The organism is Nocardia jinanensis (genome assembly GCF_014645735.1).
Classification (GTDB): Bacteria; Actinomycetota; Actinomycetes; order Mycobacteriales; family Mycobacteriaceae; genus Nocardia; species Nocardia jinanensis.
Genome location: NZ_BMMH01000002.1, coordinates 173,458 through 189,461 on the forward strand (window position 1 = coordinate 173,458; position 16,004 = coordinate 189,461).

Consider the following 16,004-nt stretch of genomic DNA (forward strand, 5'->3'; position numbering starts at 1 on the left):
ATCGGGCACACCACGCCGACGGCCCATGCTACCTCTCAACCCGCCAGATCGTCGAACTCTCCGGCTTTGGCGCCCTGCAGAAGAGCCTCGATCTCCGGGCGCGTGTAGAAGAGCACACCGCCGTCGGGGAATCGCGAATTACGCATGGCCACCAAGTTGTTGGCGGCCTCCGCGAACTCGACACAGTTCCCGCTCGGGTTGCTGAAGGTGCTCTTCCGCCAGGCTCCGATCACCTGGTTCGTTACTTCCGACATAGGGACCCACTCCTTGCTCATGGTCGCTGACGCCACTGTCGCATACCGTCGGTCCTTACAGATGCAAACGCAGGTGTTCTTGCATCTGCACCGACATCAGGACGATAGCACGAAGTTCGCCGACCCGCGCCCGTGGGCACCTGGGCCGCGCGAGACCCGCTCGGAGGTCCCGCCGCGCACCTCCGCCGATCCACCGGAACAAGGCCGTACGGGGGATATCGAGCTGGGTCGACCGCCCGATCGGCGGCCGCGAGTCTTGTACTGTCGCAGTGGACATCGGTTTCACCAGCTGTCGGGCCACCGCCGGTACCCGCATCGGCGCGCTCCGACCATGACCGCCAGGAGTCCGCCGTGTCCGAAGAACACCGCCCCGCGATCCGCACCGATATCCCGCATTCCGCGCGCATCTGGAACTACTGGATGGGCGGTAAGGACAACTACGAGGTCGACCGCATCGCCGGGGACGCGGGTATCGCGGTCGATCCGGAGATCACCACCATGGCCGCCCAGTCACGGCAGTTCCTCATCCGGGCGGTGCGATTCGTGGCCGCGGAGAAGGGAATCCGGCAGTTCCTCGATATCGGGAGCGGCCTGCCCACCATGCAGAACACCCATCAGGTGGCCCAGGGTGTCGCACCGGAATCCAAGATCGTCTATGTGGACAACGATCCACTCGTGCTCTCGCACGCCCGGGCACTGCTGGCCGATACCACCGACCAGGGCGTGACCGTCTACCTCGACTCCGATTACCACCGGCCCGAGCTCATCGTCACCGACGCACGACACGTACTCGATTTCACCCGGCCGGTGGCGGTGATGTTCATGGGCGTGCTGGGGCATACACACTCCTACGAGGAGATGCAGCGGATCGTGGAGACCGTTGTAGAGGCCACCCCGGCCGGGAGTTACCTGGTCCTATGGGACGGCACCGACGACAGTCGGGCGTACGTGACGCTGTGCCGCAATTACACCGACACCGGAGGTGTGCCCTATATTCCCCGCCCGCACTCGGAGATCCGGGCCGTGTTCGGCGGATTGGAACTGGTGGAACCGGGCGTGGTGCCGATAGATCGATGGCGCCCGGACGGCCCCCGCGACGAGACTCCCCGGCCGGTCTCCGCCTACGGCGGCGTGGGACGCAAGCCCTGACCGCCACCGGACGCCTCGTCGCCGCCGCCCCGCGCGGGGCGGCGGCGACAGAGATGCCGGAAGATGCAGCGCCACAGCGCTGATCGCGGCAAAATCATCCGGAACGGCCGCGACTGCAATCTCGTCTGTCGTTTGCAGATGTACTTGCATTTGTAAGCGACATCGGCTTAGACTCAGGCGCACAAGAGGGGCGATACGCAGCATTTCATCCAGTCTGATTCGCCGGCCGGAGGTGTCGCCCCGCAACGTCGCATGTGAGGGGCAACCGAATGATCCAACCATTCCGAAGTCCCCATCGGAACGCCGTCGGTAGCACCAGCGGCGCTCATTCGCTCGGGCATCATCCGGAACCGCTACGCCGCTACGCGGCCCCCGAAGCCGGCACCGATTGCAGCGCCGAGCCACCGGTGCTCACCTACCGGCAGGCACGCGAGATCCTGCACATCCACGATGTGCACGGCCCGCAGTGTCGCCAGTGGCTGGCTGCCGCCGCCTACCTGTCCGCGGGACTCGACGACGAATAGGTATCCGAGCAGGCGCCGACCGCAGCACCGTAGGAAAAAGGTCGGCCGATGCCGATTCGTGCTGGCTTTCCGGCAACGAGCGAGAGATTCTGGAATCCCGCGCTCATGTGGATGGTGACCATGCGAATCGCCGAGATACTGCGCAACAAGGGCAGCGCCGTAACAACCGCCCGCCCGGACCTGGACATCCGTGCGCTGCTGGCCCTACTGGCGGAACACAACATCGGAGCCGTGGTCGTCTCACCCGACGGCCACCGGATCGCCGGGATCGTCTCCGAACGAGATATCGTCCGCGCCCTGCATCGGCACGGCGCCGCGCTACTGGACTCCCCGGTTTCGCGGATCATGTCCACCGTGGTTCGTACCTGCGCACCCGACGACCATGTCGACGGACTCCGCAGGATCATGACCGATCACCGGGTACGGCATCTACCGGTGGTCTCCGGCGACGAACTGGTCGGGATCGTGAGCATCGGCGATGTGGTCAAGAGTGCCATCTCCGAACTCAAGACCGAGCGTGAACAGCTCGTCGAATACCTACAGGGCGGATATTGAACGTTCAGCCGAGATCAGCGGACAGCCAGCGCTCGGGACGCATGAAAACCACAACGTGCTCCCCCAGTTCGGCCTCGGCGAAGGACAGATAGTCCTCCACCCGGTCGGGTGGGAGGTAGCGCGCCACCATCTCCCGGTGCCGGTCGTCGGTCATCGGCTCGACCCGGGTCACCGGGCCCTCGACGCTCACATAGCGAACCGTCGGCGTCAGCCGTTCGGCCATCAGGCTGAACCGTCCCGCCGCCCGGATCCGGCGCATCTTCTCCGATTCCGGTCCGGTCAGTACCCATAGATCACCGCCCGGCTCGTACTGATACCAGATGGGCACGGTGAGCGGACCCCGCTGCGGGCCCGCCGATACCGCGAGCGCACCGATATGCGGTTCGGCCAGAAACGACTGACGTTCATCGAGGGTGAGTGGCATACCGGCACCATAACCCGGCACACCGACAACTTCCGCGGCCTACTCGCCTCGCTGCCGGACCACCCGAAACCGACTGCGCACCAAGTGCACTGGGCGAACTTTCCGACAATGAGTATCGTTGTTCGCAGTCCGGCGGAAGGAGCGATCACATGGGATCACCCCTGCGCCGTCCGGAGTATCCGGTGCTCGCGGCGGAGGCGGCGGCGAGCTCCGCGTCCGACCTCCTACCGGCCAGTGTCCGCACCTCTTTTCCGGCGCTGGCCGATACCGCCGAGACCTACCTGGACAGCGCCGCCACCACGCAGAAGCCCCGCGCCGTGGTCGAGACGGTCCGGGATTATCACGCCGTCGCCACTGCCAACGCGGCGCGCGGCACCTACCCGTGGTCGACGGCGCTCACCCAGCGCATCGCCGCGGTCCGGGCTCGCGCCGCGCAGTTCCTCGGCGCCGCCCACCCCGACGAGATCGTTTTCACCGGCGGCGCCACCGCCGCACTCAATGCCGTCGCACTTTCCTGGGGGCTGACAGCCCTGCGCGACGGTGACGAGATCATGTACAGCCCCCGCGACCACGTGGCCAATATCGCGCCCTGGCTCCTGCTCCGGGACACTCTCGGGCGTTTCGGCCGCCGGATCGAACTCGTGCCCTACCGGGTCACCGCGGCCGGCCGGGCGGATACCACCGATATCGCCGGGAAACTGAGCCCTCGCACCCGGCTGCTCACCGTGACTCACCTGCATCATGTGTACGGCGCCCTCAACACCCTCGCCGAACTACGCGACCGCCTCCCCGAACGGGTGCTGCTCTGTGTCGACTGCAGCCAGAGCGGCGGACATATCCCGGTGGATGTGGCCGCGCTGGGTGCCGATTTCGCGGCCTTCGCGGCGCACAAGATGTTCGCGGCGCCGGGCACCGGAATCCTGTACTGCCGTCGCCGGACACACACCGAGCTGCGCCCTTTCCTCCCGGGCGGAACCACCGATGCGGTACTCACCGCCGCCGGTTTCGACAGCGGTGTCATGCCGGGTCTGCTCGAGGGTGGTACGCCGAACATCCCGGGCATACTCTCGCTGGGGACCGCGCTGGAGGTACTCGATTCCTACGGTATGTCCGCCGTCGCGGCGCACAACCGGGCACTGACCGGGCGGTTGATCCGTGGGCTGCGGGCCGTACCCGGGGTGGATTTCCTGCCGGGGCCCGCCCATGAGCGGCGCGACGACGGGTACGGCATCGTCTCGTTCACCCTGGCCGGGATATCCGCGGCGGACCTGGGGTTCATCCTCGCCGAATACGGTTTCCTCGTCCGGACCGGTGCCCACTGCGTGCCCACGGACGGGGGCGACCCCGAATCGGTGCGGGTCAGCACTCACATCTACACCTGCCTCGACGATATCGACCGCTTCGTCGACTGCGTCCGGACCCTCGCCGAGGAGCTGCAATGAGTACAGAGATCAGCGCATCCACCGAAGCCCGCACCCACTACGACCGGCGGGCCGCCGCACGGATCCTGGCCGAACTCGCCCGGCCCGGTCTGTTCGCCGCGCACGGCGCGGTGCGGGTGGGCAGGATCGAATACACCGCGACCGAGTTGCGGGCCGAACCGGACAGTCATCTCACTTTCTCGCAGCGGCTGTACCTGGAGCGGTTCATGCGGCCCTGTCGCGCCGACGAGGTCACCTCCGCCACCCACCGGATGACCTGGGTCGACAGCGCCGGGATCCCCAATACCGGCTTCTATCGGGCGGACGCGCTGGGACCACTGGTACCGATGGCCACCCGGGAAGCGGTGCTCACCCTCTGGCGTTCCATCGACGACAACCCAGGACTGAGCGAACGGATCGCGCGGCTCGACGCCACGGCGCACGCGGTGCTGGCCGGTACCACCACCGATCACGCACCCATCGATATCCTCCGGGTCGGGGTGGAATCCGCGGGCCGGGCACTGGCCCAGCATGCGCTGATCGCACCGCAGACCCCATACCGGACAGCCGGTGAATTCGCCTGCGGCTTACGCGATTCCGGGATCTTCACCGCGGTCGCGACCCGGTGGTTCTGGGAACTGCAGGCCTCCACGTATCGGCGCGGGATGATCCCGGTTACCCTCCGGACCGGAACGGACCGATCGGTCCGGTATTCCTCGCAGTCGGTCGCGACTCTGCGGGCGATGAAGGACGCGACCGTCGCCGACGCGCACCGCGTGATGGATCGGGCGATTACCGAAGAAGGGTTGAGCGTACCCGCGGCGATCGCCAGGTATCACGACGATCTGGATCTCATCTCCCGCCAGTACGCACTGCTGCCCGCAGGCGAGCACCCGATCTGCCTGGCCGCGGTCACGCACTCCGCCGGCGCCGCGAGCTCCGCGTTGCTGGCCGATGTGGTGGACCGTTTGGTCGAGGTGTTCACCGACGTCGCCGCACGCTGCGAACCGGTCGAGGTTCCGGCGCGGGGGGAATCGGATACGGGCCCGGCGGCGTGGGAGGACCGGATCTTCTACGTCCCTGATATGACCTGCAAACACTGTGTACGCACAATCGGCGGCGTGCTGGAATCGATGGATATCCGGGTCGTGGACATCGACCTCGACAGCAAGCGGATCGTGGCCGAGTTCCGCAGCCCGCGTAACCGGGCCCGCGCCTTCGAAGCGCTGCGCGATGGTGGATACAACCCGGTGGGCGAGCGACCGGATCCGATGCGTCCGGGGAATCTCGGATGACGGTACGGCCGCCGCTGCCTGCCGATCGTGCCACGCCTACCCGGCATATCGGACCGCCCGCGTTACCGGCGCACTGGGATCGGCTCGTCCGAGCCTTCCTTGCCGACCGGGCGGTTGTCGACGAGGTGATGCACCGGTTCGGGACACCGGTGCATCTGCTCTTCCCACAAATTTTCGCGCGCAATATCGATCGGCTGACCGCGGTACTCGACGACGCGCGAACGGGATATCGGATCTGCTACGCGCACAAGGTGAACCGATCCCGGGCCCTCGTCCGTACGGCCGCCGTACACGGGATCGGCGTGGACGTGGCCTCGGCCGGCGAACTGGATTCGGCGGTGGCCGCCGGATTCGCGCCCGGCCGGATCGAGGTGACCGGACCGAAAGGCGCCGCGTTCCTACGGGTTCTGGTGGGGTCGGGCGTAACTGTGAACGTCGACAACGAATGGGAGTTGCGGACACTCGCCGACCTTGCCGATCCCACGGCCCCGGTCCCGGTACTACTCCGGGTCAGTGGATTCGCGGGCTCGCAGGTGAGCCGCTTCGGCATTCCGGTGCACCAGGTGGATCGCGCTCTGTCGATCCTGGCCCGGCACCGGGATCGGCTCGTGTTCCACGGCACGGCATTCCATCTCGACACCGGCGATACCGGCGAACGCGTGCGTGCGGCCGATACCTGTTTCGCACTTCTCGAACAGGCCTACGCCGCCGGGCTCGCGCCGTCGGTACTGAACGTCGGCGGCGGCCTGCGCCAGGTGTTCACTGCCGACGGTGACCGGTTCGACGATTATGTGAGCCGGTTGCGCGCGGCACTCGCCGGTGACGGTGCGGCGATGAGCTGGGGTAACAACACCTTCGGCTATCAGGTCGACGGCGGGGCGGTACGTGGGTCACCGGTCTTCCACAAATACGCCAACACCGTTCCCGCCGACGAGATGCTGGCCGATTTCCTGGGCGCCCCGCTAGAGCGCCACGGCGGCCGCAGTATCGCCCGGGTGGCCTCCGACAACCTCCTCGATATCTGGCTGGAACCGGGAAAGGCGCTCGCCGATCACGCCGGAATCACCGTGGCCCGGGTCGAGTTCGTGAAGGAGGCCTCCGACGGCAGCGTGCTCGTACATGTGGATATCAGCCGCGACGCGGTGACCCCGGCCGATCAAGAGGTGATGGCCGATCCGCTACTGCTGCCGGGCGACCGGCCGGCGCCCACCGAAAAGCCGGTCGGCGTGTTCCTCGCCGGCCGGCTCTGCCTCGAAAGGGATCTCATCACCACGCACAAGGTCTGGCTGCCCTGGCTGCCCCGGCCGGGTGATCTGCTCGTATTCCCGAACACCGCCGGGTACCACATGGATCTGTCGGCGGCCTCGGCTGCCATGCACCCTCCCCCGGCGAAGGTCGCCGTGGTCCGCCGCAACGGGCGTTTCCTCGCGACTCCCGACGCGGACTACGCGCCGCCCTCCCCCACCGTCGATCCAGCAACTCCCGAGGTTTCGTGACGATCCACCAGCACATCACCGACCTGATCGGTGACACACCCCTGCTCCGCCTGGATCCGGCCGTGCACGGGCTCGACGGCGTGGACCTGTACGCCAAACTCGAATCGCACAACCCGTTCGGTTCGGTCAAGGACCGCGTCGCGTGGGCGATGCTGCGCGACGAACTCGAAACCCTGCGGGCACAGCGGCGGACGCTGATCGAGGCGTCCAGCGGCAACACCGCCAAGGCACTGCGCATCCTGGGCGCGATCCACGGCATCGGGCTGCAAGCGATGACCAACCGGATCAAGGTGGGCGAGGTGCGCGACCTGCTCCGGTTGATCGGCACCGAGATCGTCGAACTTCCCGGGCTGTCCGAATGTCCGGACCCGACCACCCCGAACGATGTGTACTCCGCGATCGATGCGGCCATGGCGGCCGAACCCGCCAGGTTCCGGCATCTGTCCCAGTACACCAGCGAGAAGAACATCGCCGCCCATCACGACGGCACCGGCCGCGAGATCCACGAGGATCTCACTGCCGCCGGAATCGAACGGATCGACTATCTGTTCGGCGGGCTGGGCACCACCGGGTCGAGCCGCGGGGCCGGAAGCTATCTGCGCAAGTTCCACCCGGAGCTGCGCACGGTGGCGGTGGTCTCCGAACGTGCGGATTTCATCCCGGGTATCCGGTCGGAACGGGAGATGTGGGAGGTGGGCTTGTTCCAGCCCGATTTCTACGACGAGATCATGACCGTGGAATCCGGTCCGGCGATCGAGGCAACACTCGAACTCGCCACCGGTTACGGCGTGCTGGCCGGGCCCACCAGCGGCGCCGCCTACACCGCCGCGCGCGAGGTGCTCGCGCGGCCCGGCCGCGCCGGGACGCCCACGGTCGGGGTGATCATCGTCTGCGACCGGCTCGAGCCGTATCTGTCCTACATGAAACAGCGCCGGCCCGAACTGTTCGGCCGCGAGACCGGTCCACGCCCGCCGGACCCCGCCGAGATCGCTGCCGCACCATCGCTGACCCCTGCCGGAATGACCGACCTGCTCCGCACGGCGCATCCCGTGATCATCGATACCCGCGGTGCCATGGCGTATCGGGTCGCCCATATTCCGGGCGCGATCAATATCCCCGACGATAGGCTGACCGACCTGTTCACCCACGGCACGCCTTTCTCCCGGGCTGAACCGGTGATATTCACCTGCCCCACCGGCGATATCTCCCGGCAGTTCGCCGCGACCGCACGACGGACCGGGCATACCGCCTACAGCTTGGACGGCGGAATCGCGGGTTGGCGTGCCGCCGGCCTGGAACTCGAACGCGGTATCTGATCGATCGGCGCTGCCGCGGACGCGCAAGGTCGCCGAGCGGGGTACCGACGGTGGCCGGGGGATGATCGCGATCGGTCGTCCGGTCAGCGCCGAGCGCTCCACACGACAGTCGTATCCGTCCCGGATCCGGCCGAAGTGACCGGCTGCTCCGCCGGATCCGGACCGTCCGCCCGGGTCCGGATCAGCACCCCCACCGCGATCAGAAGGGCGCCCAGCGTCCAGCCGGCGAACACATCCGTGGGCCAGTGCACCCCGAGGTAGACCCGCGAAAGCCCCACCGCGACGATAAAGGTGGCAGCGAGGGCGGCGACGATCACGCCCGCCACCCGGTGCGCGGTCCGCATGCAGAACAGGGTGGCCAGCACGCCCACGATCGCGGCCGAACCGACGCTGTGGCCCGAGGGGAACGCCGGACTGCTCACTTCCACCAGGTGCCCGGCCACCGGTGGCCGGGCCCGGCCGATCAACTGTTTCGCCGCCGGTACCAGCATCGCGGACGCGGCCCCCACCCCGGCCACGAGCAGCAGATCCGCCTGCGCACCGCGTTTCAGCAGGATCGCGCACGCCAGTAACGCCAGCGTCCACATCACCACCGAGCCGCCGATATGGGTGATCACCGTGGCGGCCGTGGTGAGTGGTTCGGCGCGCCGGCCCAGCACCCAGTCGTGCAGCGGCCGGTCGATATGGGCCGTGGCATCGCCCGCGACGACGTATCCGGTCGTCGCGGCGAATACCGCGAACAGCACCACTGCGAGCCCCAGCACGTATTTCACCCTAGTCGCCCGTGGTGTGCCGTTACCTGCGCGCCGTGACCGGCCGCGAGACGGTCCGTCCCGGGCCGGGCGCCGCTATTCTGGGGATCGTGGACATCCTCTTCCTCGGTGCGCCCCTCGCCATGCTGCTGCTGGGCGCAGCGGCAGCGGTGCGCTGGGTCTACACGCGCTTCCCGAAACCCGGCCGCGTCGACGATCACCACACCTCTACCCGGCTTGCAGCCGCGGGAGTGGAGGAACTCACCGCCTTCTGGTACGCCAGCAAGCGCGAACAGCTCGATCACCGCGCCGCGCAGACCATGTTGCGCGATGAGGAAGCCGACGGGGCACCGCCACGGGACCGGATCGACCTCGCCGCCGGCCGAGCGGTGCTCCTCGCCCGCCCGCCGGGCCCGGACGCCCGCAGCTGACCTGGGCACGCCGTACCCGGTGCCGTGACCACCCGGCACGACCGGCGCCGACCGCCCACTACTGTGGACGGGTGCATTCAGATCAACGATCGGACGACAGCGGACCCCGGATCTGGGGTGGCACCACGCTTTCCGAACGAAAGCAGGCACGACGCAGCGCACTGCTCGAGGCCGCGCTGGATCTGATCGGTGAATCCGGTGCCGCCGGGGTCACCATGCGGGCGGTATGCCGCCGGGCCGGCCTCACCGACCGGTACTTCTACGAAAGTTTCGCCAGCCGTGACGAGCTGCTCGATGTGCTGTACCGGCAGATCGCCGACGATTTCCTCGAACCGATGACCGTTTTCGCCGTCGCCGACGACGCCTCGCGCGACCGGGCGCTGTCGGAAGCGCTGGTGGACAAGGTTCTCGAGGACCCCCGCAAATCACGCCTGTTCCTGGTGGAACCGTATTCCAGCACCGGCCTCGGCCAGACCACCATCGCCGTCATGCCCGCCTTCACCCGGCTCATCCAGGACCACCTCTTCTACCGGATCGACGATCCGGTGCGGCGCCGCCTCGCGGCGGTCACCATGGCCAGTGGGAACGCGGGAATGTTCTCGGCCTGGCTCAACGGTTCACTGCGCGCCACCCGCACGGAGATCATCGATCATCTCGTCGCCATGCTGGGCGCGTACCGGGGTCTCTATCGCTAGTCATCGGCCGGCCGCGACCGATTTCCGGAAACAACGGCCGGGCAAAGAGATCGGGGAGAAAATTGCACGACGAAGTTGTCGGGTCGACCGGTAAGCTGATCTCGCCGATCCGAGGCCCCGGGACGCTGGGTGAGGTCCTGGTGGCCGTCCGTGGGGGAACCGAAGGGTACATCGCGCGAGCCGCCGAATCGATCCCGGCCGGGAGCACCGTGCTGGTGGTCGCTGTCGATTCCGGTCGTATCGCCGACGTGGTGCCCTGGATACCCCTCACACCGGACCCGGCGCCGTAACAACACGACGCGAGGAGTCATACGTGCTGGGTTATCACGTGCCCGATCCCGATGAGGCGATGCTGGTCAGCGGCGCCAAGAGTCGCGACGCCACGCCGTTCCGGGTGATCATCGGCCGCGGCACGTGGGTGATGCCGTTCTTCCGCAAGGTCCGCTATCTGTCGCTGGCGATGTTCGAGGCCGAGATCACCGAACGCTGCGTCACCAAACAGGCCATCGTCCTGCAGGTGCGGGCGGTCATCGCCTTCAAGGTCGCCAACGACACCGCCTCCATCGTGAACGCGGCCCAGCGCTTCCTCTCCGAACAGGAACAGGAGATGTCGGTGCTGACCGGGCGGATCTTCTCCGGTCATCTGCGCTCCATCGTCGGCTCGATGACGGTCGAGGAGATCATCCGGGAACGTCAGCGGCTCGCCGACGAGGTCCTGGTGGCGTCCAAGGTGGAAATGAGCAATATCGGCCTGTGGGTCGACTCGTTCCAGATCCAGTCCATCGACGACGGTGATCTGGGCTACATCTCCGCCCTCGCCGCCCCGCACAACGCGGCCGTGCACCGGGACGCGCAGATCGCGAAATCGCAGGCCGCACAGCTTTCGGCCGAGGCCGAACAGGAATCGCTGCGCAAACAGGCCGAGTATTCACGCGAGACGTCGATCCTGAAAGCCGGTTATCAGCGCGATATCGACAAGGCCCAGGCCGAAGCGGCCGCGGCGGGGCCGCTCGCCGCCGCCCTCGCTCAGCAGGAAGTGCTCGGCGCACAGGCCGCCCAGGCCCGGAAAGAGGCCGAACTGCGCGAACAGCAGTTGCAGGCCGAGGTGGTGAAACCGGCGCAGGCCGAGGCCGCACGAGTCAAGATCCTCGCCGAAGCCGAGGCCAACCGCACCAGGATCCAGGCCGAGGCGGCGGCCTCCAACAATCGCATCGCGCTCGACCAGATGCTCATCGAACAGTTGCCGCTCATCGTGGAACAGGCCGCACGCGGGCTCTCGAACGCCAATCTGACCGTCCTCAACGGGCCCGACGGCGTGGGTGAACTGCTCAACGGCATGGTCGGGCAGGGGCTGACCGTGTTCAACTCGCTACAAAAGGCGCTTTCGACCACCGGCGAGGAAAAACCGGATATAGAGTGACCGGCAGAACTGTGGCGAGGAGCGGTGTGGTGGCCAGCGGGAAATTGGTGTCGTTCGACGGATCGCGGGGTTTCGGTTTCATCCGCCCCGAGGATGGTGGACCCGACGTGTTCGTCCACGTCAACGATATCGGCCTGGGCGAGGACGAACTCCGGCAGGGCCGGGTGTTCGAATTCGATATCACCGAAGGCGATCGCGGTCCGAAGGCGATCAACCTGCGGTCCCCGCGCGGCCAGCACGGCCGGCCCAAACCGGTGACCGAGGGCGCTCGGCTGACGGCCGGCGAACATACCCGGCTGATCACCGAACTACTCCTCGACGCCTCCCCGGCGCTGACCGCCGGGGAGATCGTCGCCATCCGGGAACGGCTCACCGATTTCGCCGCCGAACAGGGCTGGATCGACGACTGACGGCCGGATCCGGCGATCTGTCGGTTCGAACTCCTATCATCGGATGCGATGATTCGGCGCCGGCCGCGGCGTCGATACGGGTGAGTCGACCCGAGGAGGATCGTGTGGATCTACCGGTGATGCCACCCGTCCGGCCCATGCTGGCCAAATCCGCGCCCGATATTCCGCCGGGGCCGGGTCTCAGCTACGAACCCAAATGGGACGGGTTCCGCTGTGTGGTGTTCCGTGACGGCGACCAGGTGGAACTGGGGTCCCGCAACGACCGGCCCCTCACCCGGTATTTCCCCGAGGTCGCCGAACTGTTGCGCGGCGCGCTGCCGGACCGGTGTGTCGTGGACGGAGAGATAGTCCTGGTCACCGAGCACGGACTCGATTTCGATGTGCTGCAACAGCGCCTGCATCCGGCAGCATCGCGGGTGGCGAAGCTCGCCGCGGAGACCCCGGCGAGTTTCGTGGCCTTCGACCTGCTCGCGCTCGGCGATCGGGACCTCACCGATGCACCGTTCACCGAACGCCGGCGGCTGCTCGAGACCATTCTGGACAGCGAGCCCGGACGGGTGCATCTGACCCCGCTCACCGGGGATCCGGAAATAGCCCGGGACTGGTTCACCAGGTTCGAGGGTGCCGGTTTCGACGGTGTGATGGTCAAAGCCGACGATCAGCCGTACCAGCAGAACAAGCGGGTGATGCTCAAGATCAAACACGAACGTACCGCCGACTGTGTGGTGGCAGGTTTTCGCTGGCACAAGGACGGGCAGGGAGTGGGTTCCCTGCTGCTCGGCCTGTTCGACGACGAGGGCCGGTTACATCATGTGGGGGTGGCGAGCAGTTTCACCGCCGCGCGGCGCACCGAATTGATCGATGAACTCGCCCCCTACCGGGAGGGCGCGCTGGCGGACCATCCGTGGCGGGAGTGGGCCGATGCCGCGGCACAGGCCGGGTCCGGCGGCTCCATGCCCGGCGGGGTGAGCCGCTGGAGTGGAGGTAAGGATCTCTCCTGGGAAGCGTTGCGCGCGGAACTCGTGGCCGAGGTGCGGTACGAACATCTGCAATCCGGCCGCTTCCGGCACGGCGGGCGACTGGTCCGTTTCCGCGCCGACCGCACCCCCGAGTCGTGCACCTACGCCCAGTTGGACGAGGCCCCGCCGGCCGAACTCCACGAAATCTTCGGAACCCCGGTGGCGAAATGAGCGAGTCCGTGGAAATCGAGGCCGCCGGGCGGGTGCTCACCATCAGTAACCCGTCGAAGGTGTACTTCTCCCGGCGCGGCGAGACCAAACTCGACCTGGTGCGCTACTACGAGAGCGTCGCCGAGCCGTTCTTCCGGGTCAACGGCGGGCGCCCACTATTGCTGGAGCGCTATCCCGACGGTGCCTCGGGTAAATCCTGGTTCCAGAAGCGGGTGCCGAAATCCGCCCCGGACTGGTTGCACACCGTGGAGGTCTCCACCCCCAACGGAACGACCAGCGATGCGCTGGTCGCCCACGATCTGGCGCATGTGCTGTGGGCGGTGAACCAGGGTTGCCTGGGGTTCCACGTCTGGCCCAACACTGTGCCGGATCTGCGGATCGCCGATCAGCTCCGGATCGACCTCGACCCTTCCCCGGGAATCGGTTTCGACGAACTGCGCACAGCGGCCGTGCGCACCCGGGAGCTGTGCGACGAACTCCGTATCGAGACGTGGGTGAAGACTTCCGGGTCGCGTGGCCTGCACCTGTACATCGCGCTCGAGCCGCGCTGGGACGGGTACGAGGTGCGCGCCGCGGCCGTGGCGCTGGCTCGTGAGCTGGAACGCCGGTACCCGGACGATATCACCGCGCACTGGTGGAAAGAGGAACGCGGCCGCCGGGTTTTCGTCGACTACAACCAGAACGCTCCGCACAAGACCGTATTCGGCGCCTGGTGTGTGCGCCCGAAGGTCGGCGCGCAGGTGTCCACGCCGCTGACCTGGGATGAACTCGGCTCGGTGGTCCCCGAGGAACTGACGATCGCGACAGTTCCGGCCCGCCTCGCCGAATACGGCGACCCCTGGGCGAACCGTGCCCCCCAGAGCATCGAACCGCTGCTGCGGATGTCCGAACGCGATCTCGCGTCCGGTCTCATGGACGCGCCGTGGCCGCCGCAGTATCCGAAAATGCCCAACGAACCGCCGCGGGTGCAGCCCAGCCGTGCCCGCAAACCCGTCGCGGACGGGTGAGCACGCGGCCGATATTCGACGGGCCCGACCGCGCCGCGGCCGCACTCATGACGTCCACAGCGTCCACGCTCCGCGCTCACAGACCAGGGCGTATCCCGCGACTGTCCGCGCGGTGGCGGCTCCGGTGCAGCTCGCTCCTTCCTCCCGCACAGTCTCGGCCACCCGGACAGGGTCCGACCACTGATAGCCGGTGACCGACGCGGCGTCTGTCAGGCACAGGAGCGTGCCACCATCGGCCGCGGCACCGAGCAGCGCAGGTTCCGGGCACGGAGTATCGGCTTCGGCCGCCGGTGGTACCCCGACTGCGCTCCGGGGCACCGAGGGTTCGAGCACAGCCGGGCTCGTCGTGGGGGTTGAGGTCCGGGTGGTCTCGGAGGTCTCGGGCGCTGCCGTCTCGGGGGATTCGGTCTCCTGTGGACCTCCGGTCACCTCCCCGACCGCGTCCCCGACTCGCGAGAACACCCCACCGGAACTATCCCGGGGCAGCAGCACCAGAGCCGCCAACAGTGCCACTTCGAGGACACCGAGCAGTAGTGCGGTGCAGGCCATGAACCGGCCGCGTGGATGCCCGAACGCGATCAGCCCGAAGACGATCGCGACGGGGAAGATCAGGATCAACGCGGCCACCAGCGCCACGATCGCGTAGGGATTGACGACCGGGCGTGCCTCGTAGCGGTGGGACTCGTCGGGCCGATCGTCGAAATCGTCGCGCGGCCGACCGGGCTGCGGCGGCTCCTCGTCCCGGTACGGCGGAACTTCCGGCCAGCGCTCACCCGCCCAGCGCTGCTTATATGCCATGACCGATCCCTTCGAGCCGCCGTCGGCGCACCCTCCAGCAGTGGACCGCGCCCGGCACTCGAAAGAATAAGCCGCGATCGGCCGACCGTCCCGGTAAATCCCCCTGACCGCGAGTAGGGCTGGTCACAGTCCGAATTGTCCGGCCCGCCTGTTGTGGCGGCACACAGGCGAACCGGCGCTTCCGCGGCTCAGCTCGAGCGGTGCACCCGCGGCAGCGATTCGGTGACCAGGGTGCTCAGCATGTCGACCAGCAGCGTGTGGACCTGAGCACGGGTCATCGTGCCCCGGGTCAGCCATTCCCGGCCGGCGACCTTGACCAGACCGCCGTAGGCACGGACCATCGCGCGGCGAGGCTCTTCCGATGCCTCTCCGTCGGCCAGTCCGATCATGACCAGCAGCCGCTGCGCCGCGGCGTCGTCGGCCGCGTCCAGGATCTGCTGCACCTCCGGATCGTCGCCGACACCCTCGTGGCTGGTCACCTTCACCCAGGTACTGCCGTGTTCGGAGATCGTATCGAGCAGCCAGCGCACACTGGCCTCGACCCGTTCCCGGGTGCTGCCGGTGGGCACCGCGAGCTCGTCGGCGCGCGGCAGTGTCACCATCCGGCGGACCACCGCGAGGTACAAATCGCGTTTGTTGCCGAAGTAGTGGTTGATCAGGCCGCGCGCCACCCCGGCGCGCTGCGCCAGTTCGGCCGTGGAGACCGCCGCGTACGGGCGTTCACCGAACATTTCGATGGCCTGGGCCAGAATCTGTGCCCGGCGCTCGTCGGGTTCGAGCCGGCGCCGCCGGGGTTGCTCGTCCGCGCCGTTCCCCCCGCTCCCGGACGCGCGGGAAGGGGTGGGGACCTCGGTCACAGCGGCAGGC

General features: G+C 67.6%; 19 protein-coding genes. 14 read left to right on the top strand and 5 right to left on the bottom strand.

Going from position 1 to position 16,004, the window contains the following annotated elements; genetic code table 11:
- Window positions 1-35: 35 nt before the first annotated feature.
- Entirely contained in the window at window positions 36-254 is a 219-nt protein-coding gene (locus tag IEY68_RS05425; RefSeq protein ID WP_082681442.1) for a DUF397 domain-containing protein, read from the bottom strand.
- Between the two features lie 351 nt (window positions 255-605).
- Between IEY68_RS05425 and IEY68_RS05430 the strand changes: the two genes are divergently transcribed.
- The 3 genes from IEY68_RS05430 to IEY68_RS05440 all read left to right on the top strand — a co-directional run bounded on the left by IEY68_RS05430 (window position 606) and on the right by IEY68_RS05440 (window position 2,482).
- Window positions 606-1,403, top strand: coding sequence for an SAM-dependent methyltransferase (locus tag IEY68_RS05430; protein WP_058855391.1), 798 nt, complete (start codon window positions 606-608; stop codon window positions 1,401-1,403).
- 269 nt (window positions 1,404-1,672) lie between these two features.
- On the top strand, window positions 1,673-1,927 hold the full coding sequence (locus IEY68_RS05435; protein ID WP_058855390.1) for a hypothetical protein: 255 nt from the start codon (window positions 1,673-1,675) through the stop codon (window positions 1,925-1,927).
- Window positions 1,928-2,047: 120 nt separating this feature from the next.
- Window positions 2,048-2,482 (top strand): CBS domain-containing protein, encoded by a 435-nt coding sequence (locus IEY68_RS05440; RefSeq protein WP_058855513.1) that lies wholly within the window; start codon window positions 2,048-2,050, stop codon window positions 2,480-2,482.
- A gap of 4 nt (window positions 2,483-2,486) precedes the next feature.
- Here the strand turns inward: IEY68_RS05440 and IEY68_RS05445 are convergent, their stop codons facing one another.
- A complete protein-coding gene (locus tag IEY68_RS05445) occupies window positions 2,487-2,906 on the bottom strand; it encodes a pyridoxamine 5'-phosphate oxidase family protein (RefSeq protein WP_058855389.1) in 420 nt (139 codons plus the stop codon).
- A 149-nt stretch (window positions 2,907-3,055) separates the two neighbouring features.
- Between IEY68_RS05445 and IEY68_RS05450 the strand changes: the two genes are divergently transcribed.
- The 4 genes from IEY68_RS05450 to IEY68_RS05465 are packed head-to-tail and all read left to right on the top strand — an operon-like array spanning window position 3,056 to window position 8,434.
- The gene (locus tag IEY68_RS05450) at window positions 3,056-4,348 is read left to right on the top strand and encodes an aminotransferase class V-fold PLP-dependent enzyme (protein ID WP_082681425.1); all 1,293 of its coding nucleotides are present in this window, start codon (window positions 3,056-3,058) and stop codon (window positions 4,346-4,348) included.
- Window positions 4,345-5,622 (top strand): heavy-metal-associated domain-containing protein, encoded by a 1,278-nt coding sequence (locus IEY68_RS05455; protein ID WP_082681424.1) that lies wholly within the window; start codon window positions 4,345-4,347, stop codon window positions 5,620-5,622. The genes IEY68_RS05450 and IEY68_RS05455 overlap by 4 nt, the downstream gene beginning before the upstream one ends.
- Complete coding sequence (locus IEY68_RS05460) at window positions 5,619-7,118, top strand: type III PLP-dependent enzyme domain-containing protein (protein WP_082681423.1); 1,500 nt, start codon at window positions 5,619-5,621, stop codon at window positions 7,116-7,118. The genes IEY68_RS05455 and IEY68_RS05460 overlap by 4 nt, the downstream gene beginning before the upstream one ends.
- Window positions 7,115-8,434 (top strand): pyridoxal-phosphate dependent enzyme, encoded by a 1,320-nt coding sequence (locus IEY68_RS05465; protein ID WP_156426237.1) that lies wholly within the window; start codon window positions 7,115-7,117, stop codon window positions 8,432-8,434. Before IEY68_RS05460 ends, IEY68_RS05465 begins: the two co-directional genes overlap by 4 nt.
- Before the next feature lie 83 nt (window positions 8,435-8,517).
- On the opposite strand, the gene IEY68_RS05470 is transcribed toward IEY68_RS05465, so the two are convergent.
- Window positions 8,518-9,198 (bottom strand): phosphatase PAP2 family protein, encoded by a 681-nt coding sequence (locus IEY68_RS05470; protein WP_156426236.1) that lies wholly within the window; start codon window positions 9,196-9,198, stop codon window positions 8,518-8,520.
- A 44-nt stretch (window positions 9,199-9,242) separates the two neighbouring features.
- On the opposite strand from IEY68_RS05470, the gene IEY68_RS05475 reads away from it, so the two are divergent.
- The 7 genes from IEY68_RS05475 (at window position 9,243) to ligD (ending at window position 14,339) form a co-directional block, all read left to right on the top strand.
- Window positions 9,243-9,617 (top strand): DUF6191 domain-containing protein, encoded by a 375-nt coding sequence (locus IEY68_RS05475; RefSeq protein ID WP_229718628.1) that lies wholly within the window; start codon window positions 9,243-9,245, stop codon window positions 9,615-9,617.
- Between the two features lie 71 nt (window positions 9,618-9,688).
- Window positions 9,689-10,312 carry a TetR/AcrR family transcriptional regulator gene (locus IEY68_RS05480; protein WP_058855386.1) on the top strand — a complete coding sequence of 208 codons (624 nt, stop codon included), beginning with the start codon at window positions 9,689-9,691 and terminating at the stop codon, window positions 10,310-10,312.
- A gap of 62 nt (window positions 10,313-10,374) precedes the next feature.
- Window positions 10,375-10,602: an NfeD C-terminal domain-containing protein gene (locus IEY68_RS05485; protein ID WP_062997168.1), complete on the top strand. Its 228-nt coding sequence runs from the start codon at window positions 10,375-10,377 to the stop codon at window positions 10,600-10,602.
- A gap of 23 nt (window positions 10,603-10,625) precedes the next feature.
- Complete coding sequence (locus tag IEY68_RS05490; protein WP_058855385.1) at window positions 10,626-11,732, top strand: SPFH domain-containing protein; 1,107 nt, start codon at window positions 10,626-10,628, stop codon at window positions 11,730-11,732.
- 26 nt (window positions 11,733-11,758) lie between these two features.
- On the top strand, window positions 11,759-12,142 hold the full coding sequence (locus IEY68_RS05495; protein WP_058855508.1) for a cold shock domain-containing protein: 384 nt from the start codon (window positions 11,759-11,761) through the stop codon (window positions 12,140-12,142).
- Between the two features lie 104 nt (window positions 12,143-12,246).
- Complete coding sequence (locus IEY68_RS05500) at window positions 12,247-13,332, top strand: ATP-dependent DNA ligase (RefSeq protein ID WP_199804952.1); 1,086 nt, start codon at window positions 12,247-12,249, stop codon at window positions 13,330-13,332.
- A complete protein-coding gene (ligD, locus tag IEY68_RS05505; RefSeq protein WP_062997167.1) occupies window positions 13,329-14,339 on the top strand; it encodes a non-homologous end-joining DNA ligase in 1,011 nt (336 codons plus the stop codon). Before IEY68_RS05500 ends, ligD begins: the two co-directional genes overlap by 4 nt.
- A 45-nt stretch (window positions 14,340-14,384) precedes the next feature.
- On the opposite strand, the gene IEY68_RS05510 is transcribed toward ligD, so the two are convergent.
- Both IEY68_RS05510 and IEY68_RS05515 read right to left on the bottom strand, forming a co-directional pair.
- On the bottom strand, window positions 14,385-15,137 hold the full coding sequence (locus tag IEY68_RS05510; RefSeq protein ID WP_058855383.1) for a hypothetical protein: 753 nt from the start codon (window positions 15,135-15,137) through the stop codon (window positions 14,385-14,387).
- Between the two features lie 188 nt (window positions 15,138-15,325).
- Entirely contained in the window at window positions 15,326-15,994 is a 669-nt protein-coding gene (locus IEY68_RS05515) for a TetR/AcrR family transcriptional regulator (protein WP_082681422.1), read from the bottom strand.
- Window positions 15,995-16,004: the final 10 nt, after the last annotated feature.